This window comes from Paracoccus methylovorus (assembly GCF_016919705.1).
In the GTDB taxonomy this organism is placed as follows: Bacteria; Pseudomonadota; Alphaproteobacteria; order Rhodobacterales; family Rhodobacteraceae; genus Paracoccus; species Paracoccus methylovorus.
The window spans coordinates 1,996,044-2,022,260 of sequence record NZ_CP070368.1 but is presented as its reverse complement, the minus strand read 5'-3'; the positions used below and the strand labels follow the sequence as shown (position 1 = coordinate 2,022,260).

The following is a 26,217-nucleotide window of genomic DNA, read 5'->3' as shown; positions in this document are numbered from 1 at the left end:
TGTGCCGATACGAATCGTCATTCCGCCCCTTAATGTTTCGGCGAATCGTTATATTTGTTCAAGCATAACGAAATGGAAGCAAGGGTCTATTGCGGCATATTGCCCGGGGCGTGCGGAAACCCCGTCTGCCGATGGACCGACGGATCCGCAGCGCACGCGCATCCCGGTCAAAGGATGCGGGCCCGCCATGTTACGAAAGATTGGGCAAAGCCGGGACCAACCCAGACGATGCCCATGATCCGTGAGGATAAATAATGCGTCGTCCCTCGGCGTGGTCCGAGGGACGGGAAAGCTCTCAGCGGCCTTGACGATTGTCGAGCGAGAATGCGCCAGAACCTGTCGTCACGAGTGTCAGGAATACGAAGCAGAACATGATGGCCGCGTCACCGCCGTTGCCCACCGGGAAAAAGCCATTGGGCGCATGCACCATCCAATAGGCGAAAGCCATGTGGCCGGACAGGATGAACGCCACCGGCCGGGTGAACAGGCCAAGGACGATCAGCGCACCGCCGATGACCTCCAAAAGCCCGGAGGCAAGCGACAGGGCGGAAAGTGTCTCGGGGCCCGGGATCGGATAGCTGAACAGCTTTTGGGTTCCGTGCTCAAAATAGAGCAGCCCGGTGACGATACGCAGAAGCCCGATTGCATACGGCTGTAGCGCAGACAGATTGCGGATCATTGTGTCCCTCGCGTGCAGGTTGTTGCTATGGGCAGTGAACAGCCGGGCCGGTCAAAAGACAAGCTGCTTGGAAGGAATGTCCCGGACTTGCGGCCCGGTCCCGGGTTTGATGGCGGACGGTTGCCCGATCTGCGGGCTTTAAGCGATGGCGCGGCCAAGCCTTGGGTCGTCAGAAGTTATCTGCCGGGATATGCGCGATGCATTGTGCGACCGCGATAAAGAACAGCACGCTGCCCGCCAGCACGAAGACATGCCAGATCGTGTTGTGAAAGGGCAGGCGCTCCAGAAGGAAGAACACCACACCGATGGTATATATGCTGCCGCCGACCAGCATCAGCACGAGCACCGATCCGGGAAGGCTGGCCAGCATCTGCCCGCCAGCGTAAAGCGCCGCCCAACCCATCGCCAGATAAAGTGCCAGTGCGAACCATCTCAGCCGCGCCGGGGCCACCATTTTCATCGACAAGCCAAAGGCCGCCGCAGTCCACAACCCGACAAGCAACCCGGGCGCCTGACCCGCGGAAAGCAGCGTGAACGGCGTGTAGGTGCCTGCAATTTTCACATAGATGGCCGAATGATCCAGCCGCCTGAGCAAGCCCGCCCATCTTGGGCTGTCCACCATGTTGCACAGCGCCGAGAAGCTGAGCATCAGGATCAACGTAGTGCCATAGACCGATACGCCGACGATTGCCGCCCCTCCTGCGCCGGATAGGGCGGTCAGCGTGATCAGGGTGGGGACCGCTATGGCTGCAAGTGCCACGCCCAGGACATGGACCACGCCATCGCTGAGACGCTCGGCGCGACTGTAGGGTCGGTGGATGTGTCCAATGGCGCTCATGCGGCCAACTTATGTTCTGCGACTGTGCCGAGGCAAATCAAACCCCCGCCATTTGCCGTTTATTCCGCGTCGGATCGGCCCGAGCCCGTTTCGTGCCAACTTTGTGCGCATGGCTGCCACTTTGCGGGTATTGCGGCGTCTGGTTTTGCGACGAATCCCAGGTAATTGTGGCAGGTTGGCTCAGGGCGCGGCAGAGGGAGATTCGGAGCCATTCCAGTGGCGCAGAATTATCCCTCACGGGCAGGTCAGCGCCCGAACCACCTTAAAGGCAATTTGCCGTAACTAATTGTCATATAAGGAATGTCGGACGACATGGGTCAGTATCTCAAGGCAGCAGCCAACTGTATGATCTTATTGCGATAATTTTTTATGCGACATGGCTATCTATCTCAAACGACACGCAAGATTATCTCAACAAGGCTCATAACCTGAAGGTCACAGGTTCAAATCCTGTCCCCGCAACCAAATCTGACAAATATATCAAGAAGTTATGAGCCGTCCGCAAGGGCGGCTTTTTGCTTGTGCATTTTGTGTCAACGCCATGTCAACGTTTTGAGAGTGGCATGGAGCCCGGCTGCGAACCCCTCAGATCACAAGCTCATAGCTCGTGCTGCGGCCACCAGCTTCCCCTTTGCGAAGAAGCCCCAGATCCAGCAATGCCGCGATGTCGCGGTTCGCGGTGTCTTGTGAGCACTTCGCGATGGTCGCCCATTTGGACGATGTCATCTTGCCCTCGAAACCGTCAAGCAGTCGGTTCAGGATCTTGATCTGGCGTTCGTTCAGCGCCAGCGCTGCGGCGCGTTCCCAGAACTGGGCCTTGGCCATGACTGTTGCCAGGACGCCATCAGCATCGTGGATCGCCCGGCCAAGGCAGGCGAGAAACCAGGTCAGCCACTCCGTCACATCCGTCGCGCCTTTCTGGGTGCGCTCCAGCTCATCATAATAGTCTGACCGTTCGATCCGGATCTGCGCCGACATGCTGTAGAACCGCTGCGGGCTGGCCTCGGATCGCGCAAGCGCCAAATCGGCGATGGCGCGGGCGATGCGGCCGTTGCCATCCTCGAACGGGTGGATGGTCACGAACCACAGATGCGCCAGAGCCGCCTTGATCACCGGATCGGTGGACAGGGGTGCATTGAACCATGCCAGGAACGCGTCCATCTCCACCGGGACCCTGTCAGCCGGAGGTGCCGCGAAATGCACCCGCTCTCGGCCGACCGGTCCCGACACTACCTGCATGGGCCCCGAACTGTCGTCGCGCCAATCGCCGACGCGGATCCGTGTCATGCCGCTGCGCCCGGTCGGGAACAGGGCGGCATGCCAACCGAACAAGCGCTCTGCCGTCAGCGGTGCAGTGTAATTCCGGGTCGCATCCAGCATTACCTCGACGATGCCCTCAACGTTGCGGTCGGTCGGGGGCAGGGCGCCGATATCGATGCCAAGGCGTCTTGCAAGCGATGAGCGGACCTGTGTGGCGTCCAGCGCCTCGCCTTCGATCTCGCTGGTCTTGAGCACATCCTGCGTGAGAGTCTGCAGCACCGCTTCTTCGCGCAGCTTGAACCCAAGGGATTCCATCCGGCCGATCAGGCGACCCTGATCGTGACGCACCGCCGCCAGCGGTGTCGCGATGCTGCCATCGCGCCAGGTCAGTGTCGGCCAGTCTGACCTCTCCCAGATGTACATCGTAAACTCCGCGCCAGATGCGGCGATAATGCATCCTATTCGCCGAATCCGCAAGAATTAACGCCGCAAGAAGTGCGGAGATTGCCACTGCTATTCTCCGCATGAAGGTGGGTGCGCCGCTTGCTTGACGGTCTACCCGCACTCGCCCGGCAGGATGAAAATGAAACCGACCCTTTCGGCCGACCCGCTATGATCGGTCATTCCTCCCTATCAAGCTCTATTCTTGCTGTGTGGCCGGATTTCCCCACATGACCAGCCAAGCAATGCCACGGCAAACCCTACAGGTCTGCGCCATAGTCAAATGCCGGATCAGAGGTCAGAAGACATCCAGAGGAATGTGCAACTGTCAGTTTGACGCTTGAAACTCTCAGGTCAATCAGGGGATGATTTTGTCCAAGCGTCACGCTCATGCGCGATAATGCAACCGTAGGAGAAATGGCCCGTGCTTCTCAAGATGGTTAGAGAAATCTACGACAGGCATTTGGCGGACCCGGCGTCGGACCCATTTCTCATGAAGCTGCACAGCGATGATCAAGAGGAGCGCTACAGGCGGGTCAAGATGGTCCGTGATCTGGCTTATCGTGCCAAACCATTCGTCATTGAACCAGCTGCGCTCGACCTGATCGCCACAGTCCAGACCGGCGTGAAGCTTGTCGAGGATTTCGGCCCGCTGCTCCTCGAGGCACCGCTGCCGTTTGACTCGGTCTGGATGGAATTCGAGGAGGATATCGGCGAAACGCGCAGCCAATCTGGTGTCCTGATCCAGAAGGTTGTCGGAAAAATTCTTGTTTGTAGTCTTCACCGGCCGAGCGGTGAGCCGTTGATTGAGCCCTTGCTATTTTTGACGGTGGATGCTGACGGGAAGCTCGATATGCGGGCCGATCCTTTTACCTCTCCACGGTTCATCAGCAAATATGAGGGAACCCAGGATGAACGGGTCAGTCAGTTTTTTGGTGAAGCGTTCCCGCAAACTGGCTGGGCGATCTTGAACGCCGTCGGGGCGATGCACTTGATCGCCGCGAAGGGTGGGCCTCTCGATGCCAATGACGAGCCGATGTTCTCTCGCCCGGAGCGGCGGCGTATGGAACGAGCCGGGGCGCTTCCCGTTGGGGCGCCACCGGTCGTGACTAGGATCCGGGTGAACGTCCAAGGCAGGCTGCACCTGCAGGCGGTTGATGACGAAGAGGGCGGTGTCGGAGGTGCCCGACGTCGGGCCCATCGGGTTCGCGGGCATTACATGCGGACCGCCAAGGGAGCGAGCTGGCGCAAAGCGCACGTTCGAGGGTTGGGGCCGGTGAACGAGACCGTTCGGGTGGTAGAGGCTGGGACGGTGGTTCACCCATCCGACTAAATGTCCAACAATTCAGACGAAGCTGGCCCAAAGCCGACAGTAGGGAAGTGGAACGCTCCCCAAGAAAATTCCTGAGAAAAGTCGTCGGTGGTACGCGCACGAAATTCTGGATGCGAAAGTCGCTATCGGATCTCGGTGAATACCGGTAACCTCGAAGTATATTCAGCACGAGAACAACCTATGGACGATGCGGTTCGGCTGCCAAGGACTAAGCAGCCACGTCAGGACATACCCTTCATATTTGACAGCTATCGAACTCTGGTCGCTGAACTCGGCGCTATTGACGGACTAGCAGCTGCGCTTACGATCTCCGCCCGATATCTCTCTGAAACAACATCCAAGTGCGACGACCCGGCCGAGTTCGGACTTGGGTTGGCTCGAAAATACAGGATTCCAACGCGATTCGTGGACCTGAACGGGTTGCCGTCTCATTTGGCGAGGCTGCTGCTCGTCGGCACTTCGCGCTACTTTGAGGATTTCCTGGAACGATTCCGGCGTGAGCAGCTTGCGCTAGGCCGCCAGTGGCGTAGCCGCCAAGATGGTGAGTCTGACCTCAAGTATACTTTGGCATCCATCGACGGTGGATTTGATCTGAACAAAAAGAGAATAGGTCGCGAGCGATACGACTTGCTCGAATACTACCGGTTGTTACGCAATTACGCAGCGCATTCAGGTGTCGAGACTACGCGTTTGCTTGCCGAGCACAATAAAGTCGTCGGATATCGCGATCTGGTAACAGAAGAATATAGCCTCGATGCTCCGCACCGGTTCGATGCAGCCACTTTTGACGATCACCTTCTCTACACTCGGATCGTCAAATATGTCGCGACCGACCTTTGCCGTCTGTCGCCCCCTGATAGCGCACACGAGCTCAAGGCTGTCCTCGCGAACCGGGATAGCTTCGCTGCATCACCTTCGCGCACAGTGCTGATCCGTCGCGGAAACGATCAAATTCTAATGCGTGCGCTGCGTACATTCTTTTTTACACACTACCGCTTCAAACTCGCCCAACACCCGGAACTTGAAGGCGATCTGGTCCGGTGGCTCAACGACATACCAAAACGGAAAGAACGCCGTCGCGTCGGTGTCCCAAACCTTGAACAGGCATTGAACACTTATCGAAATGACCAATAAATCGCGCAGCCGTCTCGGCCAGAGCTGCTGTTCATGCAGATTACATGGATTGACTGTTTTTCGATTTCTGCGTTGCTCATACACCATTTCAAAGAGTTAAGCCTTCAACTGCGCGTTGCAGGTCTTTTGCTTCACCGGCACGCCTTTGCTTGGTCGCGCAGAACAACATAATCGGCAAGCATCTGGACAATCAGCGCGCCCTCTTGCAGCGCCTTCACCTCATCAGCGGCAAGCGCCTGATCATCGGCGCTGTATTCCACCACAGGTGCGGTCGGCCTGGGAGGCGAGGACATAGCCAGCCGACAGAGCATGTTCGGCGACAAATGCGTGCACCGGTTTCTGCGCCCGGGCGGCCCGCATGCGATCCGCCAGATCGAAGGCCCCGGCGACCTCGCCGCCGAAGCTGTCGATGTCCAGCGCGATGCCACGAACGCCGGGATCCGCGACAGCTGCCTGCAGCTGTGCGGCGATGCCCTCGTATGAGGTCAAACCCGAGGATTGCCCGATCCATGCGCCGCGATGAACCAGCGTTCCCGCGATTTCGATCACGGCGATGCCATCGACCACCGCAAAGGGCTGAGAGCCGTTTCGCTGATGGCGCTGGGCGAGATCATTGCCGAAGAGCGAGGCCCGGGCTGGAAGAGCAACTGCAGTCTGATCGGAAACGTCCGCGTCAACGCCATGGAAGGTTATTTCCTGTCCGGTGATGCGCGGCCCCAACCCAGACAGGAAGGCCAGCGCCTTGGCCGGGTCGACCATCAACGGCGTGTTGAAGGCGCGCTGGGCGATTTGCGCGTGGTGCATCATGCGCCCTCCTTGGGGTCGGGTTTTTCATCGGCGGTGTCGTCGGCCTCGTCGTCCTTGGCGCTGTCCTGATCCGCATCTTTCGCCGTGCCTTCACCCGGCCCCTGCGCGGGTGACCCCGGCCGCCGGAAGTCTAGGCCCAGCGCCGCTTCGCGTTTCCGTTCGGCGGCGATTTCACGGTCCACCTGTTCCGCGTCGTAGCCGCGTTCCGCCAAGGCTTGCGTCCGAGACTTCAGGCCCGCTTCGATCTGCAGGATCTCGGCCGAGGCGTCCTTCATCGGGTCAATCCAGTCCCATTTGGTCGGTAGCCAGGCGCAGGCCTGATAGTGGCGGCGCCGGCTGTCGTAGCCGGGCAGGTCGAGGGAACCCGACAACACGGCGGTGTCCATCCAGCGCACCCAGACGGCGCGGCAAAGCTGATAAACCAGCACCCCATGCTGCCAGGCGGATATCCGACGGCGGAATTCGATCAGAGAAATCCGGGTGTTCGAGAAGTTGCCCTTCGCCGTGTCGCCGGTCAGATAGCCATAGGGCACGCCCAGCGCGGCCGCGATCTGCAGCAGTGTGCGGTACTGGAACGGCTCATAGGTTCCGCCCGAGTCTGGCGTCGCCGGGGTCGAGACATCCTCGCCTGGATCGAGCCGCACCACTTGGCCGGGTTCGACCTCGAGATCCTCGTCGGTCGGTTCCAGTGGCGTTTCCGGCGCGGGCGAGGTGATGAACATCGCGAACATCGCCGCGATCTTCTTCCGCTCCAGCTCGGCGTCGTCATAGAGGTCCAGCGTGAACAGCTTGACGATAGCGGCCGCAAACCGCGACACGCCGCGCAGCTGGCCAGCCTCGACCGGGTCCAGCACATGGATCACGTCGGCGGACGGGACACGCACGGTTTCGCCCGCGAGGCCGGGATCGGTCAGATCGCCCGGGTGACGGCGCAGGAAGTGATAGGCAACACGTCGGCCGATTCCGTCGAACTCGATGCCCTGACGGATCAGTCCCGCACCGGGAAGGGTGCGGTTCATATCCAAGGGCAGCATTTCGGCGGGCAGCATCTGCAGCTGAAGGGGCACGGTCAGACCGTCCTCGGCCCGGCGCGGCCGGATGCGGATGAACACCTCGCCTGACAGGAACCCCGCCATGACGAAGCTCACCGAAACTCAGACCATCATCCTCAGCGCGGGAGCCCAGCGCCCTGAAAACATCGCCCTGCCGCTGCCCAAGGGGCTGGCCGGTGCAGCAGCGAAGATGGCAGTCACCAAGATGATTGAACACGGCTGGCTGCAGGAGGTTGACGCCAACCTGCGGCGAAATGAACCGCTCTGGCGCGAAACTGGCGATGGCCATGGCACCACGCTGGTGGTGACGGATGCTGGCTTGTTGGCCATCGGGATCGAACCGGTGGTGGTGAAAACCGTGGTTGCGATCCACCAACACGCGACGAAGGCACCGGAGGCGCGACAGCCGACGCCGCGCACGGGCACCAAGCAGGCAATGCTCATTGCAATGCTTCGGCGCCCTGAAGGCGCGGCAATTTCCGAGATCGTTGCCGAGACAGGCTGGCAGGCTCACACTGTTCGCGGTGCGATCTCAGGTGCCCTCAAGAAGAAGCTGGGCCTGCATATCGGTTCCGAACGGGTCACGGGCAGGGGATCTGTCTATAGAATAGAGTCCGATGATCAGAACGCTGAATGAATAAGTCTATGTGTCAGCATGCAAGAGGTATGTTTGGGTCGGCCAAAGCACGTGATGCCGTACGCCTTTGGCATCGGCGACTGTGCAATGTTTGCGATGGATGCGGCGAATGCCATCGCTGTCGATTAGAGTAATGGTATTCTCGCTCATAGTGCCTACACAGGTCCAGTGGTCATGCTTTCCCCCAAGTCCGAGAAGCACTGATCCCGGTCCATGTTCGTCCAAATGTTCAACGATGGCATCCCAAAACTGCTGGAGCCCTTCCGGAGCTTTTCTGAAGGCAAGCTGACGACCAAGCCGAGTGCCATGTGTGGCTTGCAGGAATGCGCTGGCGGCATCGATAAGTCGGCCTAATGGTTGAACCGTCATTCCATTGCAGAGAGCGTCTTCCAGCCGATCCTCTTTGCCCAGCAATCCAATCAGCTGACGGAAAAGCTCTTTTTCTTGGTCGCCATTCAGCCTCTTGGGGCTGATGTTTCGGACTGAGTTGACGACGGCATAAACGCCACAAAGGCCATCGAGATTGCCCTGAATACGAGCGCGTGGAAGAGACTTGCGTGGCATGATGTATCCGCTGAATTTGGTCAGACACCGTCTAGCAGACCCAAAGAGGTTCGGGCAGTTATATTCCAAGGCACTTCTAGTCCAATTCCGCCTTCTTCCCGGTCGCGATCTCCCACCTCCGCACGGCCACGTCGCAATAGACTGGATCCAGTTCAATCGCGAAGCACCGCCGCCCAGCGCGTTCGGCGGCGACGATCTGGGTGCCGGAGCCGCAAAACGGCTCGTAGATCAGGTCGCCGGGATCCGAAAACGCGGTCAGTACCGCTTCGACCAGCGCCACCGGAAACACGGCCGGGTGCGACCCTGCAGCACCTAGCCCGCCCTTGTGGCGCATAATGCGGAAGACAGAGTCCGGGATGCGATGGCTCTGGATCGCGTTGCCTGTGCCGGTCTTGGCGTTGACCAGCGTGGCACGAAACCTGATGTCGAACGACGAGTGGGCGTTCTTTGAACGCTTCATCCTGGCTGTCCGTTCTCCGAACGGCCGCAAGCCCACGAACCATCGGCTTGTTCTGGATGGGATTTTCTGGATCGCCCGAACGGGGTCGCCCTGGCGCGACCTGCCGGAAGAGTTCGGCAAATGGTCGTCTGTCTATCGGCAGTTCCGGCGCTGGACGTTGGCGGGGCTGTGGGAACAGATCCTGGAGGCGCTGAACGAGAGCCGGATCGTGCCGGATGCGCTGCAGATGATCGACAGCACCGTGGTTCGCGCTCATCATCAGGCAGCGGGCGCAAAAGGGGGACTCCGCGCCAAGGTTTCGGCCGCTCGCGAGGTGGCTTCACGACCAAGATCCATCTGCGGGTCAATGCGGCAGGCCTGCCCATGAGAACCGAGATCACGGCCGGGCAGACATCGGACTACCTCGGCTTCGATCTGGTCATGGCTGACAACCTGCCCGAGCCAAGCGTTCTGCTCGCAGACCGCGGCTACGACTCCGACAACATCCGCAAGACCATGGAGGTGCGCGACGTGGTGCCGGTCATCCCCATGCGCAAAACCCGGAAGCTACGGGTCGCCGTTGACCGCAGGCTCTACCGCCTGCGCAATCTCGTTGAGCGGTGCTTCAACAAGCTCAAGAATGCCCGTCGCGTCGCCACCCGCTACGACAAGACCGCCGAAAGCTTCCTGGGCTTCATCGACATCACGTCGATCCGCCTCTGGCTCCGCCATTTGTCAACATGACCTAGGTAAGTAGATATTAAAAATATAAGAAACTCCAAGCTGACACTGACAATTACACCTGATGTTCGACCCTTGCTTGTCATGCCTTTATTATATTGGAAAATATCCAGCTTGCGAGCGTTCCGACACCAATGACCGTTACGCAGATGCTGAAAATTAGAGCTTGGGTAGAACCAGTGGCGTCATAGGCGCCAAACCCCAGAACTCCAATGCCCAACCAACGCCAGACTTTCCAAAGTTCGTCAAAAAATGTTCCAGCGGAATGAGCTCCGGTCTCCAAGGATGTCCAGTATCTCTCGTTCATGTCTATTAATTCCATACCTATTTTCACTTAAACAACGATGGGCGGCCTTCCTACATGCTCGGGCGGCTGCACGGCCTCCCGCTGAAAAATCTTGTTGAGATGCGCGGGAAAATCAAGCGGGATGATCCCGTTTCGTTCCATTCTGCGGGCAACATGATTGGCCTGAATGCGAGCCTCGGCTGCGAGTGCGCCGAGGGAGAGGTACTGGTCGGCGAAAGCCTCCAGTTCGGCCCGGGCAATAAGCTTGGAGTGGCATCGCTGCCGAGCGTACCAGTGCGGGGTTGCGCACCGCCGAGGTCTGCAACCTGAAGATCGGCGATATCGACAGCGACCGGATGCTGATCCATGTCGAGCAGGGCATAGGGCTCGACGCCGTTCATCTTGCATGTGCCTATGAGGCGTAAGCGCTGTCCTCATCACACCTTGGGAGGATTTCCAACGCGGGCCACCGCCACGGACAGGAGGCCGCTTTCTCGGCTTCGCTGCGACCGCCATGCTGCAGCGCCGTCAGGCAGCTCCCCGCCCTTATTGACAGTCCTGCGTGCAGCAGGGGAGGCGAGTAATCTGCTGCAACTCTACTTCATCGACCGAAATGAGGAGAGGTGCCCAATGGACAGAAGATCTGTCACAAATGGACAAAAAGCTGTCACAAATGGACAACTCGCATGTTACCTGACAGACAGGAAGTTCAGTGGTGAGCCCGACAGGATTCGAACCTGTGACCCACTGATTAAAAGTCAGTTGCTCTACCAACTGAGCTACGGGCCCATCGCACGGGGGGCTAAGTATTAGCGGCGGGTGACAGGGTCAAGCGGAAAAATCGCCGCCTCTGGCAGAATCTTTTCGGCAAGAGTATGTCTGCGCCATGGAACACCAGCAAAACCCCGGTCAGAGGAACCCTCTGCCTTTCATGAAGATGCATGGACTCGGCAATGACTTCGTGGTCATCGACAGCCGCCGCACCGGCGTGCTGCCCGAAGCCGCGACCGTCACCGCCATTGCCAACCGTCATTGCGGGGTCGGCTTTGACCAACTGGCCGTCATCCTGCCCGGCGAGAATGCCGATGCGCGGCTGGTGTTCTTTAACTCCGACGGCTCGCTTTCCGCGGCTTGCGGCAATGCCACCCGGTGCGTTGCCCGGTTCCTTATGGACGAAACCGGCGCGTCGGCGCTGCGACTGGCCACAGATCATGCCGTGCTGCTGGCCGAGGATGCGGGGGGGCGGCTTACCCGGGTCAATATGGGTGCGCCGGTGCTGGACTGGGCGGGGATCCCGCTGGCCGAGGATGTCGATACGCTGCACCTGCCCATTCCCGGCGATCCGGTGGCGACCGGCATGGGCAATCCGCACATGACCTTTTTCGTGCCCGATGCCGCTGCGGTCGATCTGGAACGGTTCGGGCCGGAACATGAGCACCATCCGGTTTATCCGCAGCGGACGAATGTCGAGGTGGTGCAGGTCGTCTCGTCCGACGAGATCACCCTGCGCATCTGGGAACGCGGCACCGGCATCACGCTGGCTTCGGGATCGTGTTCCTGCGCGGCAGTGGTGGCGGCGGCAAGGCGCGGGCTGACAGGGCGGCGGGTCAGGGTCAACGTGCCCGGCGGCATGCTGGAAATCGACTGGCGCGAGGGTGGGGTCTGGATGACCGGGCCGACGGCACATGTCTTCGATGGGGTCTGGCGCGGATGAAGGACCTGAAGCCGCCGGTTTTCGCCACTCTGGGCTGCCGGCTGAATGCATATGAGACCGAGGCGATGCGCGAAATGGCCGATGCCGCCGGTCTGACGGGCGCGGTGATCGTGAACACCTGCGCCGTGACCGCCGAGGCAGTGCGCAAGGCCCGGCAAGAGATCCGCAGGCTTGCGCGTGAAAACCCCGGTGCCCCGGTCATCGTCACCGGTTGCGCGGCGCAGACCGAGCCGGAAACCTTTGCCGCCATGGCCGAGGTGACGCGTGTCATCGGCAATCACGAAAAGATGCAGCCTGCGACCTGGGCCGGGTTGCAGGCCCCGGACCTGATCGGCCAGACCGAAAAGGTGCAGGTCGATGACATCATGTCGGTGCGCGAGACCGCCGGCCACCTGATCGACGGCTTCGGTCGGCATCGCGCCTATGTGCAGGTGCAAAACGGATGCGATCACCGCTGCACCTTTTGCATCATCCCCTATGGCCGGGGCAATTCCCGGTCGGTGCCGGCTGGTGTGGTGGTCGATCAGATCAGGCGGTTGCGGGACCGCGGCTTCAACGAGGTGGTGCTGACCGGGGTGGACCTGACCTCTTGGGGGGCCGACCTGCCGGGGCAGCCGCGTCTGGGCGATCTGGTCATGCGAATCCTGCGGCTGGTGCCCGATCTGCCGCGGTTGCGGATCAGTTCGATCGACTCGATCGAGGCGGATGAGAACCTGATGCTGGCAATCGCGACCGAGCCACGGCTGATGCCGCATCTGCACCTGTCCCTGCAGGCAGGCGACGACATGATCCTGAAGCGGATGAAGCGCCGCCATTTGCGCGACGACGCCATCCGTTTCTGCGAAGAGGCGCGGCGGCTGCGTCCCGGCATCGTCTTCGGCGCCGATATCATCGCCGGCTTCCCGACCGAGACCGAGGCCATGTTCGAAAACAGCTTGAAGCTGGTGGCGGATTGCGGGCTGACCTTTCTGCATGTCTTTCCCTATTCCGCCCGCAAGGGCACCCCGGCGGCGCGGATGCCGCGCGTGCCGGGCCCGGCGATCAAGGAGCGCGCCGCAAGGCTGCGGGCTGTCGGGGATGCGGCGCTGGCCGGGCATCTGCAGGCGCAGATCGGCGAGATGCGTATGGTGCTGACCGAGGGCCCCCGTCTTGGCCGCACCGAGCATTTCACCGAGGTCGCCTTTGACCGCGATATGCCTGAGGGCACGCTGATGGAGTTGCGGATTGCCGGCCATGACGGGCAACGGCTGAGGGTCTGAGGGCGGGGCTTTCGTCACCGGCTTTGGGGGCTGTCCGCCCCCCGGCCATCGGCCAGGGCCGATGACCTCCCCCCGAGGATATTTGGTCACGAAAGAAGGCCGCGACGGCCATTGCGATTCGCCATTGCGTTTTTGGAGGGCGTTGATCGGTTGACGGGTGGTCTTTTCGGCGGGGTGCGAAACATTTCCTTGCCGGGTGGGCAGGCGGCACATAATCCTTGGGTCGATGACCTTGCTTTATACGCACGCTTCGGGGCTTTCGCATGTGACGCCGCCCAGCCATCCAGAACAGGTGGCCCGGCTGGATGCCGTTCTGGCTGCGCTTGGCGGAGCGGATCTGGAGCAGCGGGAGGCGCCAGATGCTGCGGATGCGGATATCCTGCGCGCCCATCCCGCCGAATATCTGTCGCTTTTGCAGCGCAATGCCCCGGCCGAGGGCTGGGGCATGTTGGATTCGGACACCTATCTGTCGCCGGGCAGTTTGATGGCGGCGCGCCATGCCGTGGGCGGGGTTTGCGCCGCGGTGGACGCGGTTCTTGCGGGCACGGCCCCCAACGCCTTTGTCGCCATGCGTCCGCCGGGCCATCATGCCGAGCGGATGAAGGCCATGGGATTTTGTATCCTGTCCTCGGTCGCCATTGCGGCCTTGCGGGCGCTGGACCATCACGGGCTGGACCGGGTGGCGGTGCTGGATTTCGACGTGCATCACGGCAACGGCACGCAGGATGTGCTGTGGGATGAGGGGCGGGCGTTTTTCGCCTCGACGCATCAGATGCCGCTTTATCCGGGCACCGGCCTGCCTTCGGAGCGGGGCGCGCATGGCCAGATGGTCAATGTCGCGCTGACGCCGGGCAGCGGCGGGGGCGAGGCCCGCGCAGCCTGGCGGGCGATTTGCGTGCGGGTCGAGGCATGGCGGCCGCAACTGGTGCTGATCTCGGCGGGTTTCGACGCCCATGCCGACGATCCGCTGGCTCAGTTGCTGTGGAACGAGGCCGATTTCACCGCAATCACCCGCATGATCTGCGACGCCGCGGCCATCTGTTCGGCCCCGGTGGTATCGGCGCTGGAAGGGGGTTATGATCTTGCCGCTCTGGGCCGCTCGGCGCGCGCCCATGTCGATGTGCTGAGGGAGACTGCGGCGTGACCGAGATCGAGAACATGTCCTTCGAAGAGGCGATGAAGGAGCTGGAGGCGACAGTCGGCCGGCTGGAGCATGGCGAAGCCACGCTGGAGGAATCGATCAAGCTTTATGAACGCGGCGCGGCCCTGCGGGCGCATTGCGACAAGCGCTTGCGCGAGGCCGAGGAGCGGGTCGAAAAGATCACGCTGGCCGCCAATGGTCAGCCCACAGGCACCGTCCCGGCCGAGGGCCTGTGATGATGGACCGTCTTGAGGAGGTGAAGGCGCAGGTGCAATCTGCGCTGGAAGCCGCCATGACCGGCCTGCCTCCGGGCGAGTTGGCGGATGCCATGCGCTATGCCTGCATCGGCGGCAAGCGCATCCGGGCCTTTCTGGTTATGGAATCGGCGCGGATGTTCGGGTTGCGCGACCGCGAATCGCTGCCCGTCGCGGCGGCGGTCGAGGCGCTGCATGCCTATAGTCTGGTCCATGACGACCTGCCCTCGATGGACAATGACGACCTGCGGCGCGGTTTGCCCACCGTGCATGTGCAATGGTCCGAAGCAACCGCCATCCTGGCGGGCGACGCGTTGCAAAGCCTGGCCTTTGGTCTGCTCGGCGATCCGCAGGTCGGTGCGCCAGAGGTGCGGCTGGCGCTGATCCGCGGCTTTTCCGAGGCGGTTGGCGCGCGGGGCATGGTCTGGGGGCAGGCGCTGGATATCGCGGCCGAGACGGCCATCGCGCCGCTTGATCTTGTTGCCATCAAGCGGCTGCAGCAGGCCAAGACCGGGGCACTGATCCAGTTCGCCGCGACGGCCGGGGCCGTCATGGCGGGCGAGGATACGGCGCCGCTGGCGGAATATGCCAGGAATCTGGGCCTGGCCTTTCAGATTCAGGACGACATTCTGGACGTGACCGGCAACGAGGCCGAGACGGGCAAGCGCACCGGTAAGGACGGCGCGGCGAACAAGGCGACCTTCGTGTCGCTGCTGGGACTGGAGGGGGCGCAGGACAAGGCCCGCAAACTGGTCCGTAATGCTGAAAATGCCCTTGACCCCTATGGCGAGGCCGCAGGAAACTTGCGGCAGCTTGCGCGTTTCGTTATCGAACGCGACGCCTGACAAGCCCGCCCGGAGAGGGGCAAGCCATGACCCAAGAGACTTCCGACCGCCCTTCGACACCGATTCTGGACCGGGTGACGCTGCCATCCGACCTCAAGGACCTGACAGATCGCGAGCTGCGACAGCTTGCCGATGAATTGCGGGCCGAGACGGTCAGCGCCGTTTCCGTGACCGGCGGTCATCTGGGCGCAGGGCTGGGGGTGGTCGAATTGACCGTGGCGCTGCATGCCGTTTTTGACGCACCGCGCGACAAGATCATCTGGGACGTCGGCCACCAATGCTATCCGCACAAGATCCTGACGGGGCGGCGCGACCGTATCCGCACCTTGCGGATGGAGGGAGGGCTGTCGGGGTTCACCAAACGGTCCGAAAGTCCCTATGACCCGTTCGGGGCCGGGCACAGCTCGACCTCGATCAGCGCGGCGCTGGGCTTGGCCATGGCGCGTGAATTGGGCGGCGATCCGGGCGACGCCATCGCGGTGATCGGCGATGGCGCGATGAGCGCGGGCATGGCCTTTGAGGCGCTGAACAACGCGGGCGATCTTGGCAAGCGGCTGTTCGTGGTGCTGAACGACAATGAGATGTCCATCGCCCCGCCGACCGGGGCGTTGTCGCGCTATCTGACGCGGCTTTATGCCGAAGGACCCTTCCAGGACCTCAAGGCCGTGGCAAAGGGTGCGGTCGGCTTCCTGCCGCCGCCCCTGCAAGAGGGTGCGCGCCGCGCCAAAGAGATGCTCAAGGGCATGACCGTCGGCGGCACCCTGTTCGAGGAACTGGGTTTTTCCTATATCGGCCCGGTCGATGGGCATGATCTGGACCAGCTTCTGCCGCTCTTGCGCACGGTCAAGACGCGCGCCACGGGCCCAGTGCTGATCCATGCCGTGACCCGCAAGGGCAAGGGCTATGCCCCGGCCGAGCGCGCCGCCGACAAGGGCCATGCCACCGCGAAATTCAACGTGGAAACCGGGGCGCAAGCCAAGGCGAAATCGAATGCGCCCAGCTATACCTCGGTCTTTGCCCGGGCGCTGGTCGATGAGGCCAGCCGGGATGCAAGCATTGTCGCCGTCACGGCCGCCATGCCGGACGGCACCGGGCTTAATCTGTTTGCCGAGCGGTTCCCGCGCCGTTGCTTTGACGTGGGCATTGCCGAGCAACATGCCGTGACCTTCTCGGCCGGGCTGGCGGCAGGCGGGATGAGGCCGTTCTGCGCGCTTTATTCGACCTTCCTGCAACGCGGTTACGATCAGGTCGTGCATGACGTGGCGATCCAGCGCCTGCCGGTGCGCTTTGCCATCGACCGCGCCGGTCTGGTGGGCGCCGACGGCGCGACCCATGCCGGCGCCTATGACGTCGCATTCCTTGCCAACCTGCCCGGCATGGTGGTCATGGCCGCCGCCGACGAGGCCGAACTGGTCCATATGGTGGCCACCGCCGCCGCCCATGATGAAGGTCCCATCGCCTTTCGTTATCCGCGCGGCGAGGGTACCGGCGTCGAGATGCCCGAGCGTGGCGAGGTGTTGCAGATCGGCAAGGCCCGGATGATCGCCGAGGGCAAGCGCGTCGCCATCCTGTCCTTTGGCACCCGCCTGTCCGAAGTCATGCGGGCGCGCGAGGCGCTTGTGGCGCGGGGCGTCGGCCCGACGGTGGTCGATGCGCGATTTGCCAAGCCTCTGGACCGCGAAATGATCCTGCGCCTTGCGCGCACGCATGAGGCGCTGATCACCATCGAAGAGGGTGCGGTCGGCGGCTTTGGCAGTCTGGTCGCGCAACTGCTTTCGGACGAAGGCGTGTTTGACGACGGTTTGCGCTTCCGCCAGATGGTCCTGCCCGACACATTCATCGACCACGCCAGCCCCGAAGCCATGTATCGCGAGGCCCGCATGTCCGCCCCCGACATCGAAGCCAAGGTGCTGGAGGTTCTGGGTGTGGCGCTGGCAAAACGTGCCTGAGAGGTGACAATGCTGCGTATCCTTTTGACCGGCCTTGCGCTTTGCGTTCCGCTTGCGGCGCATGCGCAGGATCATTTGCCTAACCTGTTCGACGTCACCGTGGTCGAGACATGGGACAAGCTGAACGTGCGCGAGGCGCCGGATGGCAATGCCAAGATCATCGGCAGGCTGGCCTCGACCGCCAAAGGGGTCGAGCTGTTGGAGCGCGACGCCAGCGGCAAATGGGGCCGGGTGAATGTGGGCGAAGCCTCGGGCTGGGTGGCGCTGCGCTTTCTCAAGCCGCAGGCAACGGTCTGGAAGCCGGCAGAGCTGCCGCTGTCTTTGCGGTGCAGCGGGACCGAGCCGTTCTGGTCGGTCAAAACCGTGCAGAAGGGGCTGGTCTTCAGCGAACCCGGTGAACCCGAGCGTCAGCTTTCGCTGCGCAAGGTCATGGATCGCGGCATCGAGGGTGAGCCGGTGCGCGGCATCATCGCCGGCGACGACAACGGCCGGCTGACGGCGTTCGTTCGGCCCGAGCAATGTTCGGACGGCATGTCGGACCGCCATTACGCGCTGGCCGTCGCGGTGATCCTGGACGGGCAAGAGCAGCCGTCGCGTATGCTGACGGGCTGCTGCACGATCGCGCCCTAAATCCTTTCGGCCTTGGCGAGCGCAGCCAAACCCGCGCGATAGTCGGGATAGCGCAGTGTCACGCCCAGTTCGTGCTTGATGCGATCGTTCGAGACGCGCTTGTTCTCGGCATAGAAGCTGCGCGCCATCGGCGACATCTCGGCCGTGGCGTAATCCTCGGCCGGGGGCAGGGGCAGGCCCAGCAGTTCAGCCGCATGGCCGATCACCGCCTCCGGGGGGGTGGGGTCGTCGTCGCAGACGTTATAGATCGCCCCCGGCCGCGGCACGTTGATGGAGGCCAGGAGAACCTGCGCAATATCCTCGGCATGGATGCGGGAAAAGATCTGACCGGGTTTGACGATGCGCCGCGCCGTGCCGGCCCGGACCTTGGCAAAGGGTCCGCGCCCGGGACCATAGATGCCGGCAAGGCGAAAGATGTGCAGGGCCAGACCATGTTCGCTGGCCAACGCCTGCCATGCCTGCTCTGCCGCGACACGTTCCCGCCCGCGCCGGGTTGACGGCGCGCAGGGCGTGTCCTCATCGACCCAGCCGCCGTCCCGGTCACCGTAAACCCCGGTGGTGGACAGATAACCCAGCCAGCGGGGCCGCGCGGCGGCGATTTCGGCGGCGAATGCGGTCAGAACCGGGTCGGCGCCCTGCTCTGGCCCGGCTGAGATCAGGATCGCATCCGCTTGCGCGATGGCTTGCCGAACGGCATCCTCCTGACCCGGCCAGCAAAGCGGCTCGGCCCCGGCCTGCGCGACGCGATCCGTGGCGGCGCGCGTGGTGCCGGTGACCTGCCAGCCCTGCGCCCGCAGTAGCGGCGTCAGGAAACCGGCAGTGTAGCCATGGCCAAAAACCAGCATCCTCATCAGGCACGTGCCCGCAGGATTTCGGCTGCGATGGCAAAGGAACGGTGTCGCGCGGCCTGATCGTAGATGTTGCCGACAAGGATCAATTCATCGGGCTGATAACGGGCGATAAGCCGGTCCAACTCGGCTGCGACGGTGTCGGGGCTGCCGGTCGCGCTGACGGCCAATGCCGCGTTGACCGTGGGCAGGATGCGTACCGGGATCGCCTCGACCACATCATCGACCGGGGGTGGCAAGAGGCCGGGCATCCCCAGCCGCAGCCGGGCAAAGCTGATCTGCTGGCTGGAACGCAGCCGCTGTGCCTCGGCATCCGTTTCGGCGGCGATGACATTCACCGCCAGCATGAAGCGCGGCTTGGCGCCGAACTCGGTGGGTTCGAACCGTTCGCGGTAAAGCCGCAGCGCCTCTTCCAGATCGCCGGGGGCGAAATGGCTGGCAAAGGCATAGGGCAGCCCAAGCGCGGCGGCGAGGCTGGCGCCATAAAGCGATGAGCCAAGGATCCAGACCGGCACATCCGTGCCCTCGCCGGGATGGGCCGCGACGGGTGCGCCGGGGCGGGGCGGGCCAAGATAGCGCAGAAGCTCGACCACGTCGTTGGGGAAATCCTCGTTGCGCTGCATGGATCTGCGCAGCGCATGCATCACCGCGCCATCGCCGCCCGGCGCGCGGCCAAGCCCCAGGTCGATACGCCGCCCATGGATCGTCGCCAGCGTACCGAACTGTTCGGCAATCGCCAGCGGCGCGTGATTGGGCAGCATGACACCGCCCGCGCCGACGCGGATCGTGCTGGTGTGGTCGGCCACGTGACCGATCAGCACCGCGGTCGCGGCGCTGGCGATCCCCGGCATGTTGTGGTGTTCGGCCAGCCAGAAACGCTTGTAGCCCCAGCCCTCGGCAGCCTGAGCCAACGCGACCGAATTGGCGATGGCCTGCCGGGCGTCCGAGCCCTCGGCGACCACGGCCAGATCGAGAATGGAAAATTCCATGCGGATTACTCCTTTGCCCCTTTCAGATAGGACGTCCGGCGCCGGCTTGCCAGCCCGCTGCCGCGCTGGCACTCTCGGCCGAAACTGGAGAGCGCGCATGATAACCGACAGCCGGAGACTTCCCATCGAAACACCCGAACCCGCCGAACGCGTGTATTTCGATGATGCGGCCGCCGCCGTCGCGCGGCTGATCGAACTATACGAGCGCGCTTCGCACTTTCTGCTGGACCGCTTTCTGGCCACTTTGCAGGGCGGGCGGCCTGCGGCGCGGTATCGGGCCTTTTACCCGGAACTGCGCATGACGGTGCCGATCCATTCCAAGACGGATTCGCGGCTGTCCTTTGGTCATGTGGGCGTGCCGGGCACCTATTCGACCTCGATCACCCGCCCGGACCTGTTTCGCGGCTACCTGATCGCGCAGATCGGCCTGTTGATGCGCAATCATGGCGTGGCGGTGGCGATCGGCGAAAGCAGCACGCCCATGCCGGTGCATTTTGCCGTGGCCACGCAAAGCGACCTGAACGTCCCGCAAGAGGGGGTGCTGGATTATTCCCTGCGCGATGTGTTCGACGTGCCAGACCTGAACACGATGAACGACGACATCGTGAACGGCACCTCGGGGACGAACCCGGATGGCAGCCATCCGCTGGCGCCCTTTACCGCGCAGCGCGTCGATTACTCGCTGGCGCGGCTGGCGCATTACACCGCTACCCTGCCCGAGCATTTCCAGAACTTCGTGATGTTCACGAACTACCAGTTCTATGTGGACGAATTCGAGCTTTTCGCCCGCCGCGCGCTGGCCGATCCGAATTCGGGCTATACCGAGTTCGTCGCGCCCGGAAACCAGATCCTGGAGCGCCCCGAGGATATCATCGCCACCGGCGCCAAGATGCCGCAGATGCCCGCCTATCACCTCAAGCGCCCGGACGGCGACGGCATTACGCTGGTCAACATCGGTGTCGGCCCTTCGAACGCCAAGACCGCGACCGACCATATCGCGGTGTTGCGACCGCATGCCTGGCTGATGGTCGGCCATTGCGCGGGGCTGCGCAACAGCCAGTCCCTTGGCGATTTCGTCCTGGCGCATGCCTATCTGCGCGAGGATCACGTGCTTGACGACGACCTGCCGGTCTGGGTGCCCATCCCGGCGCTGGCCGAGGTACAGGTGGCCCTGCAAGAGGCTGTGGCCGAGGTGACGCAGCTTGAAGGTTATGAACTGAAGCGCATCATGCGCACCGGCACCGTCGCCACCATCGACAACCGCAACTGGGAACTGCGCGACCAGTCGGGCCCGGTGCAGCGGCTGTCGCAGTCGCGTGCCATTGCGCTGGACATGGAAAGCGCCACGATCGCCGCCAACGGTTTCCGTTTTCGCGTCCCCTATGGCACGCTGCTTTGCGTCAGCGACAAGCCGCTTCATGGCGAACTGAAGCTGCCCGGCATGGCCACCGCCTTTTACCGGACGCAGGTTGCCAACCATCTGCTGATCGGTATCCGCGCCATGGAAAAGCTGCGCGAGACGCCGCTGGAACGCATCCATTCGCGCAAGTTGCGGTCGTTCAACGAGACAGCCTTCCTTTAGAACGGCCTTTGGCGGCCATTTCGCAGCGTTTGCTGGGGAAAAACGCCGAAAATGCTTGAACTGCGCTTAAAAAGCTTGTGTAGCGACAGACGTGCCGCCAAGGTGGCGTCCGAAAATTTCCCGAACGGGGAACAACGAGGAGACAGAAAATGGCCCAGGCCGCTTCGAAACCGATGACCAAGACTCAGCTCGTCGCCACGCTGGCCGATGAAATGGGCAGCGACAAAAAGACCGCCACCGCGGCTCTGGACGCGCTTTCGGCTGTTGTGTCGCGTACGGTCGCCGAAGGTGGCGCCCTCACCCTGCCGGGGATCGGCAAAGTCGCCTGCCGCACCCGCCCCGAGCGTCAGGTTCGCAACCCCCAAACCCAGGAAATGATGACGAAGCCCGCCGACAAGGTGGTCAAGGTCACCATCGCCAAGGCGCTGAAGGACAGCGTTAACGCCTGATCCCGGCATCGCCGCAAAGGGGGCCGCGCATGACCTGCGCGGCTCTTTCTGTTTCCGGGTCCGGTTGCGCGGTTATGGCCCGGGCCCTTGCGCCCGCCCGCCCATCTGTTAGCCCATGGGGGGCGAGCAGGGGGGTGACATGGATTTCAAGGCCATCTTGATGGGCTTCGGTTTTGCCGTGGTCTGGGCGTCGGCCTTTACCACGACGCGCATCATCGTCACCGACGCCCCGCCGCTGACCGCGCTGGTCATCCGTTTCGGACTGTCCGCCGCCGTGGCGATCCCGCTGGCCCGCGCCATGGGACAGAACTGGCATCTGACCCGGTCCGAGTGGCGCACGGTGATCCTGTTCGGCCTGTGCCAGAATGCGCTGTATCTGGGGTTCAGCTGGGTCGCCATGCAATATGTCGAGGCCTCGGTTTCGTCCATCATCGCCTCGATGATGCCGCTGGTCGTGGCCTTCCTGGGCTGGCTGCTATTCGCCGAGCGGTTGCGGCCGATGGCCGTCGCCGGGCTGGTCGCCGGGGTGGCCGGTGTCGCGCTGATCATGGGGGTGCGCCTGCAACACGGGCTGCATGTGCCGGGGGTGATCCTGTGCCTGATTGGCATGGTGGCGCTGACCTTTGCCACGCTGGCGGCGCGTGGGGCCGGAGGCAGCCGCAACATGATGATGATCGTCGGCCTGCAAATGGCGGTCGGGGCCGTCGCGCTGGTGATCCCGGCCGTGCTGATGGAATGGGGCCGGCCGGTGGAATGGAGCGCGGGCCTGATCTGGGCCTTTGCCTATACCGTGCTTGCCCCCGGCATAGGTGCGACATGGCTATGGTTCCGGTTGGTCAATCGCGTCGGTGCGGTGCGGGCTGCCACCTTTCACTTTCTGTCGCCGATCTTTGGCGTCGCCATCGCCGCCGCGATGCTGGGCGAGCGTTTCGGCGCATCCGATGTGATCGGCGCGCTGATCGTGGCGGCGGGCATCCTTATGGTGCAGCTTGCCCGGATTCCCACCGCCGCCACGCCTCAACCGTCGATGGCTGCCGCGCGCGCCATCGAGGGGCGCGACTGAATCCGCCGCGCCCAGTCGTCGATGGCGGGTGTGCGCGGCATTCCTTCACCGAAGAACAGGAAGGGGCTGGTGATCAGCAGGTCGGCGGCCGAAAAGCCGTCGCCCAGCAGATAAGGCTGGTCGCGCAATACCTCGTCCAGCCGCTGGATGGCGGTGTCGTAATCGCGAAATGTCGCCTCAAGCGCCGGGTGGCTGATCTTCAGGAAATTCAGCACCGCCACCGGTTCCAGCACGCCCTGATACCAGAACAGCCAGCCCAGATATTCGCCGCGCTTCGGATCGCCCGGCAGGGGGCCAAGCCCGGCCTCGGGGAACATGTCGGTCAGGTAGGTGATGATGGCGCCGCGTTCGCGGATATGGTCGTCGCCGTTCGCCAGGTAAGGCACCTTGCCCTCGGGGTGCGGGTTGGCGGGATCAAGCCCGCCACTGCCGTCCTGACGCGGAATCGTGACGGCGCGGATTTCGATCTGATCAAGAATGCCCAACTCGTCCAGCAGGACGACGATACTGGATGAGCGGCTTTTAGGGGCGTGATATAGGGTCAGCATCTTGGCCTCATAAGTTGATGCGGGCAGAATGCGCCCGGCCCCCTGACAAAAGGTGACAGTATGTCCCGAACCGACCGGCTGATGCGCCTGATGGATACGATGCGCCGCCTGCCCGCGCCGGTGACGGCGGGGCGGCTGGCCGAGGAAACCGGTGTTTCGCTTCGCCAGCTTTACCGTGACATCGCCACGCTGCGGGCCGGGGGTGCGCTGATCGATGGAGAGGCGGGGCTTGGCTATACGCTGACCGAGGACCCGGCCCTGCCGCCGCAAAGCTTTTCGCGGCTGGAGATTGAGGCGCTGCTGCTTGCCGTCTCGGGCTTGCGCACGCTGGGCGATGCAGAACTGACCCGCGCCGGCGAGGATGCCTTGGCCCGCATCGTCGCCACCTTGCCCGAAAGCCAGGGCCGCCATGCCATGCATGCCACCATGCGGCTGTTTCGCCCGACAGCGCAGCGTCCGCAGCCGCAGGTGGACATGGCATTGCTGCGCACGGCCCTGTGGGAGGAACGCAGCCTTGTCATCGACTATCTGGACCTGCGCGACACGCCCAGCACACGCGAAATCTGGCCGCTGGGGCTAAGCTACAGCGACAATCACATGATGCTGCTGGCCCATTGCAGGCTGCGTGACGATTTCCGCACCTTTCACGTCCCGCGCATTCAGGCCATGCGTCCGGGCGGCACCAGTTTTCGGCCGCGCCGGGTGGCCTTGGTGCGGGAATATGTCTCGCGTCCCTGTGCTATTCGGCCGCAACCGGCGTGAAGATTGCCGTTGTCCGGTCGCAGCGGTAATGCGCCAGATGATCCGGGGCGCGCTCCGCCAGATCGCAGACGGCATCCAGTATCGCATCGACCTCGGGGCGAGAGGCCGCCCAGCACAGGTTCAGCCGCACGAAGCCCGGTTTTTCGATCTCGTCCCCGGCCAGAATCGCGGTGCGTAGCCGGGCCGAGTCCTGCGCGCCCAGCCCCAGCAGGTGATGCACATAGGGTCCGGCGCAGGCGCAGCCGCCCCGCGCCTGCACCCCGTAAAGATCGGACAGCATCCGTGTCGCCAGTTGCTGATGCACAAAGCCGCCACGCCCGTCACGGATGCGGAAGCTGAAAAACGGCAGCCGCGGCGCATCCGGATTGCCCAGAAATTCGATCCGCGGATGGCCGCGCAGCCGCGCCATCCCCAATGCCAGCCATTCGGCGTTCCTTGGGTCGATGCGATCCTGACCCACGGCGGCTTTGGTCAGAAACACCAGCGCGGCGCGGATATCGCCGACGACATTCGGTGTCCCGCCCTCTTCCCGCGTCTCAAGCGACAGGGAATAGTCGTGCCCTTCGGGCGAGACGAAGCGGACCGTGCCGCCGCCGGGCAGGGTGGGGCGGTTTGCCAGCACCGCGTCGCGGCGCAGGATCGTCACGCCAGAGGCCCCCGGCCCGCCGATGAACTTGTGCGGCGAGACGACCACCGCATCCATGCCCTGCCGCATGTCGATGGGCAGATAGGGCGCGCCTCCGGCATAGTCCCAGACCACCTTCGCACCCGCCGCCTTCAGGATGCGCGTGATCCCCGCCACGTCCGTCAAGGTGCCGGTGACGTTGGAGGCGGCCGAAAAACTGCCGATCACCGGCCCGGTGGCGTCCTGCAACGCCTGACGCAGCGCGGCCAGATCCGGGCCACCCGTCGCCGCCTCGGGCAGGGTGACGATCTTGGCCCCGCTTTCGCGCCAAGGCAGGATATTCGAGTGATGCTCGTATGGTCCCAGCAGCACGGTGGTGCCCGGGCCTGCGCCTAGCAGATGCACCAGCCGGTTGATCCCCTGCGTGGCGCCTGCGCCGGTAAAGATCACCGCATGATTCGCGTCGGCATGGGTGAGCGAGCCGACCACCTTACGCGCGGCGCGCCGCATCCGGGTCATCGTGGCGCCGCAATGGCTGGCCTCGGTATGGCTGTTGGCATACCAGGGCAGGACATTTTCCATTATCCATTCTTCGATGGGCCTGAGAGCCCGCCCCGAGGCGATGTAATCGGCATAGATCATCCGGCGCGGACCGAAGGGCCCCTGGATCACCGCATCGCGGCCGATCACGCCGTCATGGATCACCTGCATCGGGTCGTCGCCCAGCCGGGCAAGGTAGCTGTCAAAGGGCGGCATGGTGATCTCCTGTTTGCAGGGCGATCTTGACCAATAGAAGCCGAGAAATCATTCTGAATATATGGATATTTTTCGGGGATTGGTTGTCAAATGAGCGACAAAATTTTCCAAACGGATGAAATCGACAACCGGCTGTTGTCGCTGCTCCAACGCGACGCCAGCCTGTCGCAGCGCGAACTGGCCGAGCGGGTGGGCCTGTCGCAGAATGCCTGCTGGCGTCGGCTGCAACGGCTGACCGAGGCGGGCGTCCTGCAAGGCAGTCGCGCCGTCATTGACGCCGCCGCGCTGGGGCTGGGCCTGACGGTCTTTGTCATGATTCGAACCCGCCACCACGACGACGCTTGGGCCCGCCGTTTTCGCACCCGGATCGAGTCGCTGCCCCAGATTACCGAGTTCCACCGCATCGGCGGCGAATGGGACTATATGGCCAAGGCGGTGGTGTCCGGCATGGCCGGCTATGACGCGCTTTACAAGCATCTGATCACCGACATGGATCTGGAACGCGTTACCGGCGTTTTCTCGATGGAGACGATCTTCGAAGGCCGGCCCCTGTCGCCGGCTTGATTTTCACGAAATGTTCTACATGTTCGGG

At 62.9% G+C, this 26,217-nt stretch carries 25 protein-coding genes, 1 tRNA gene and 3 pseudogenes; 17 read left to right on the top strand and 12 right to left on the bottom strand.

Annotation, left to right across the window (positions count from 1 at the left end; genetic code table 11):
* Positions 1 to 295 precede the first annotated feature (295 nt).
* From JWJ88_RS10075 to JWJ88_RS10065, 3 genes are all read right to left on the bottom strand, one after another.
* Positions 296 to 679, bottom strand: a complete 384-nt coding sequence (locus JWJ88_RS10075; RefSeq protein WP_205293934.1) for a DoxX family protein — start codon at positions 677 to 679, stop codon at positions 296 to 298.
* Positions 680 to 848: 169 nt separating this feature from the next.
* A complete protein-coding gene (trhA, locus tag JWJ88_RS10070) occupies positions 849 to 1,517 on the bottom strand; it encodes a PAQR family membrane homeostasis protein TrhA (protein ID WP_205293933.1) in 669 nt (222 codons plus the stop codon).
* Positions 1,518 to 2,102: 585 nt separating this feature from the next.
* The gene (locus tag JWJ88_RS10065; RefSeq protein WP_205293932.1) at positions 2,103 to 3,200 is read right to left on the bottom strand and encodes a Fic family protein; all 1,098 of its coding nucleotides are present in this window, start codon (positions 3,198 to 3,200) and stop codon (positions 2,103 to 2,105) included.
* A 442-nt stretch (positions 3,201 to 3,642) separates the two neighbouring features.
* Between JWJ88_RS10065 and JWJ88_RS10060 the strand changes: the two genes are divergently transcribed.
* On the top strand, positions 3,643 to 4,551 hold the full coding sequence (locus JWJ88_RS10060) for a hypothetical protein (protein WP_205293931.1): 909 nt from the start codon (positions 3,643 to 3,645) through the stop codon (positions 4,549 to 4,551).
* Positions 4,552 to 4,731: 180 nt separating this feature from the next.
* Entirely contained in the window at positions 4,732 to 5,685 is a 954-nt protein-coding gene (locus JWJ88_RS10055; RefSeq protein ID WP_205293930.1) for a hypothetical protein, read from the top strand.
* Positions 5,686 to 5,952: 267 nt separating this feature from the next.
* Here the strand turns inward: JWJ88_RS10055 and JWJ88_RS10050 are convergent.
* Positions 5,953 to 6,489: pseudogene (locus JWJ88_RS10050) on the bottom strand (ATP-dependent Clp protease proteolytic subunit); the annotation flags it as partial.
* Positions 6,489 to 7,619 (bottom strand): annotated as a pseudogene (locus JWJ88_RS10045) (phage portal protein); the annotation flags it as partial. The pseudogenes JWJ88_RS10050 and JWJ88_RS10045, both read right to left, overlap by 1 nt.
* Before the next feature lie 7 nt (positions 7,620 to 7,626).
* Between JWJ88_RS10045 and JWJ88_RS10040 the strand changes: the two are divergent.
* A complete protein-coding gene (locus JWJ88_RS10040) occupies positions 7,627 to 8,181 on the top strand; it encodes a DUF3489 domain-containing protein (RefSeq protein ID WP_205293929.1) in 555 nt (184 codons plus the stop codon).
* Between the two features lie 6 nt (positions 8,182 to 8,187).
* On the opposite strand, the gene JWJ88_RS10035 is transcribed toward JWJ88_RS10040, so the two are convergent.
* The gene (locus JWJ88_RS10035; protein WP_205293928.1) at positions 8,188 to 8,745 is read right to left on the bottom strand and encodes a hypothetical protein; all 558 of its coding nucleotides are present in this window, start codon (positions 8,743 to 8,745) and stop codon (positions 8,188 to 8,190) included.
* Positions 8,746 to 8,821: 76 nt separating this feature from the next.
* Positions 8,822 to 9,205 carry a DNA methyltransferase gene (locus JWJ88_RS10030; RefSeq protein ID WP_407673849.1) on the bottom strand — a complete coding sequence of 128 codons (384 nt, stop codon included), beginning with the start codon at positions 9,203 to 9,205 and terminating at the stop codon, positions 8,822 to 8,824.
* On the opposite strand from JWJ88_RS10030, the gene JWJ88_RS10025 reads away from it, so the two are divergent.
* Positions 9,102 to 9,928, top strand: a protein-coding gene (locus JWJ88_RS10025; protein WP_205293927.1) for an IS5-like element ISPme2 family transposase whose coding sequence is annotated in 2 segments (ribosomal slippage) — positions 9,102 to 9,477 and positions 9,477 to 9,928 — 828 coding nt in all. Because the reading frame shifts where the segments join, the coding sequence is not laid out codon by codon here. The two genes, JWJ88_RS10030 and JWJ88_RS10025, sit on opposite strands and share 104 nt — an antisense overlap.
* Before the next feature lie 579 nt (positions 9,929 to 10,507).
* A pseudogene (locus tag JWJ88_RS10020) lies at positions 10,508 to 10,597 on the top strand (tyrosine-type recombinase/integrase); the annotation flags it as partial.
* A 327-nt stretch (positions 10,598 to 10,924) separates the two neighbouring features.
* Here the strand turns inward: JWJ88_RS10020 and JWJ88_RS10015 are convergent.
* A tRNA-Lys gene (locus JWJ88_RS10015) sits at positions 10,925 to 11,000 on the bottom strand.
* A gap of 97 nt (positions 11,001 to 11,097) precedes the next feature.
* On the opposite strand from JWJ88_RS10015, the gene dapF reads away from it, so the two are divergent.
* The 7 genes from dapF (at position 11,098) to JWJ88_RS09980 (ending at position 18,003) form a co-directional block, all read left to right on the top strand.
* Positions 11,098 to 11,925 carry a diaminopimelate epimerase gene (dapF, locus tag JWJ88_RS10010; RefSeq protein WP_205293926.1) on the top strand — a complete coding sequence of 276 codons (828 nt, stop codon included), beginning with the start codon at positions 11,098 to 11,100 and terminating at the stop codon, positions 11,923 to 11,925.
* 5 nt (positions 11,926 to 11,930) lie between these two features.
* Complete coding sequence (mtaB, locus tag JWJ88_RS10005) at positions 11,931 to 13,184, top strand: tRNA (N(6)-L-threonylcarbamoyladenosine(37)-C(2))-methylthiotransferase MtaB (RefSeq protein ID WP_205295182.1); 1,254 nt, start codon at positions 11,931 to 11,933, stop codon at positions 13,182 to 13,184.
* Positions 13,185 to 13,410: 226 nt separating this feature from the next.
* Positions 13,411 to 14,328: a histone deacetylase family protein gene (locus JWJ88_RS10000; protein ID WP_205293925.1), complete on the top strand. Its 918-nt coding sequence runs from the start codon at positions 13,411 to 13,413 to the stop codon at positions 14,326 to 14,328.
* Complete coding sequence (locus JWJ88_RS09995; RefSeq protein ID WP_205293924.1) at positions 14,325 to 14,561, top strand: exodeoxyribonuclease VII small subunit; 237 nt, start codon at positions 14,325 to 14,327, stop codon at positions 14,559 to 14,561. Before JWJ88_RS10000 ends, JWJ88_RS09995 begins: the two co-directional genes overlap by 4 nt.
* A complete protein-coding gene (locus JWJ88_RS09990; protein WP_205293923.1) occupies positions 14,561 to 15,424 on the top strand; it encodes a polyprenyl synthetase family protein in 864 nt (287 codons plus the stop codon). Before JWJ88_RS09995 ends, JWJ88_RS09990 begins: the two co-directional genes overlap by 1 nt.
* Positions 15,425 to 15,450: 26 nt before the next feature.
* Entirely contained in the window at positions 15,451 to 17,373 is a 1,923-nt protein-coding gene (gene dxs, locus JWJ88_RS09985; RefSeq protein ID WP_205293922.1) for a 1-deoxy-D-xylulose-5-phosphate synthase, read from the top strand.
* Between the two features lie 9 nt (positions 17,374 to 17,382).
* The gene (locus tag JWJ88_RS09980) at positions 17,383 to 18,003 is read left to right on the top strand and encodes an SH3 domain-containing protein (protein WP_205293921.1); all 621 of its coding nucleotides are present in this window, start codon (positions 17,383 to 17,385) and stop codon (positions 18,001 to 18,003) included.
* Here the strand turns inward: JWJ88_RS09980 and JWJ88_RS09975 are convergent.
* Positions 18,000 to 18,854: an SDR family oxidoreductase gene (locus JWJ88_RS09975; protein ID WP_205293920.1), complete on the bottom strand. Its 855-nt coding sequence runs from the start codon at positions 18,852 to 18,854 to the stop codon at positions 18,000 to 18,002. The two genes, JWJ88_RS09980 and JWJ88_RS09975, sit on opposite strands and share 4 nt — an antisense overlap.
* Complete coding sequence (locus tag JWJ88_RS09970; RefSeq protein ID WP_205293919.1) at positions 18,854 to 19,840, bottom strand: LLM class flavin-dependent oxidoreductase; 987 nt, start codon at positions 19,838 to 19,840, stop codon at positions 18,854 to 18,856. Before JWJ88_RS09970 ends, JWJ88_RS09975 begins: the two co-directional genes overlap by 1 nt.
* A 97-nt stretch (positions 19,841 to 19,937) precedes the next feature.
* On the opposite strand from JWJ88_RS09970, the gene JWJ88_RS09965 reads away from it, so the two are divergent.
* The 3 genes from JWJ88_RS09965 to JWJ88_RS09955 all read left to right on the top strand — a co-directional run bounded on the left by JWJ88_RS09965 (position 19,938) and on the right by JWJ88_RS09955 (position 22,934).
* Positions 19,938 to 21,422, top strand: a complete 1,485-nt coding sequence (locus JWJ88_RS09965; RefSeq protein ID WP_205293918.1) for an AMP nucleosidase — start codon at positions 19,938 to 19,940, stop codon at positions 21,420 to 21,422.
* A 149-nt stretch (positions 21,423 to 21,571) separates the two neighbouring features.
* On the top strand, positions 21,572 to 21,871 hold the full coding sequence (locus tag JWJ88_RS09960; RefSeq protein WP_205293917.1) for an HU family DNA-binding protein: 300 nt from the start codon (positions 21,572 to 21,574) through the stop codon (positions 21,869 to 21,871).
* Between the two features lie 139 nt (positions 21,872 to 22,010).
* Positions 22,011 to 22,934, top strand: coding sequence for a DMT family transporter (locus JWJ88_RS09955; RefSeq protein WP_205293916.1), 924 nt, complete (start codon positions 22,011 to 22,013; stop codon positions 22,932 to 22,934).
* Here the strand turns inward: JWJ88_RS09955 and JWJ88_RS09950 are convergent.
* The gene (locus JWJ88_RS09950) at positions 22,889 to 23,482 is read right to left on the bottom strand and encodes a glutathione S-transferase family protein (RefSeq protein ID WP_205293915.1); all 594 of its coding nucleotides are present in this window, start codon (positions 23,480 to 23,482) and stop codon (positions 22,889 to 22,891) included. The genes JWJ88_RS09955 and JWJ88_RS09950 overlap by 46 nt on opposite strands.
* A 60-nt stretch (positions 23,483 to 23,542) precedes the next feature.
* Here JWJ88_RS09950 and JWJ88_RS09945 point away from each other — a divergent pair, with 60 nt between their 5' ends.
* On the top strand, positions 23,543 to 24,244 hold the full coding sequence (locus JWJ88_RS09945) for a helix-turn-helix transcriptional regulator (protein ID WP_205293914.1): 702 nt from the start codon (positions 23,543 to 23,545) through the stop codon (positions 24,242 to 24,244).
* On the opposite strand, the gene JWJ88_RS09940 is transcribed toward JWJ88_RS09945, so the two are convergent.
* The gene (locus JWJ88_RS09940) at positions 24,222 to 25,625 is read right to left on the bottom strand and encodes an aminotransferase class V-fold PLP-dependent enzyme (RefSeq protein WP_205293913.1); all 1,404 of its coding nucleotides are present in this window, start codon (positions 25,623 to 25,625) and stop codon (positions 24,222 to 24,224) included. The genes JWJ88_RS09945 and JWJ88_RS09940 overlap by 23 nt on opposite strands.
* A 90-nt stretch (positions 25,626 to 25,715) precedes the next feature.
* Between JWJ88_RS09940 and JWJ88_RS09935 the strand changes: the two genes are divergently transcribed.
* Positions 25,716 to 26,189 (top strand): Lrp/AsnC family transcriptional regulator, encoded by a 474-nt coding sequence (locus tag JWJ88_RS09935; RefSeq protein WP_205293912.1) that lies wholly within the window; start codon positions 25,716 to 25,718, stop codon positions 26,187 to 26,189.
* Positions 26,190 to 26,217: the final 28 nt, after the last annotated feature.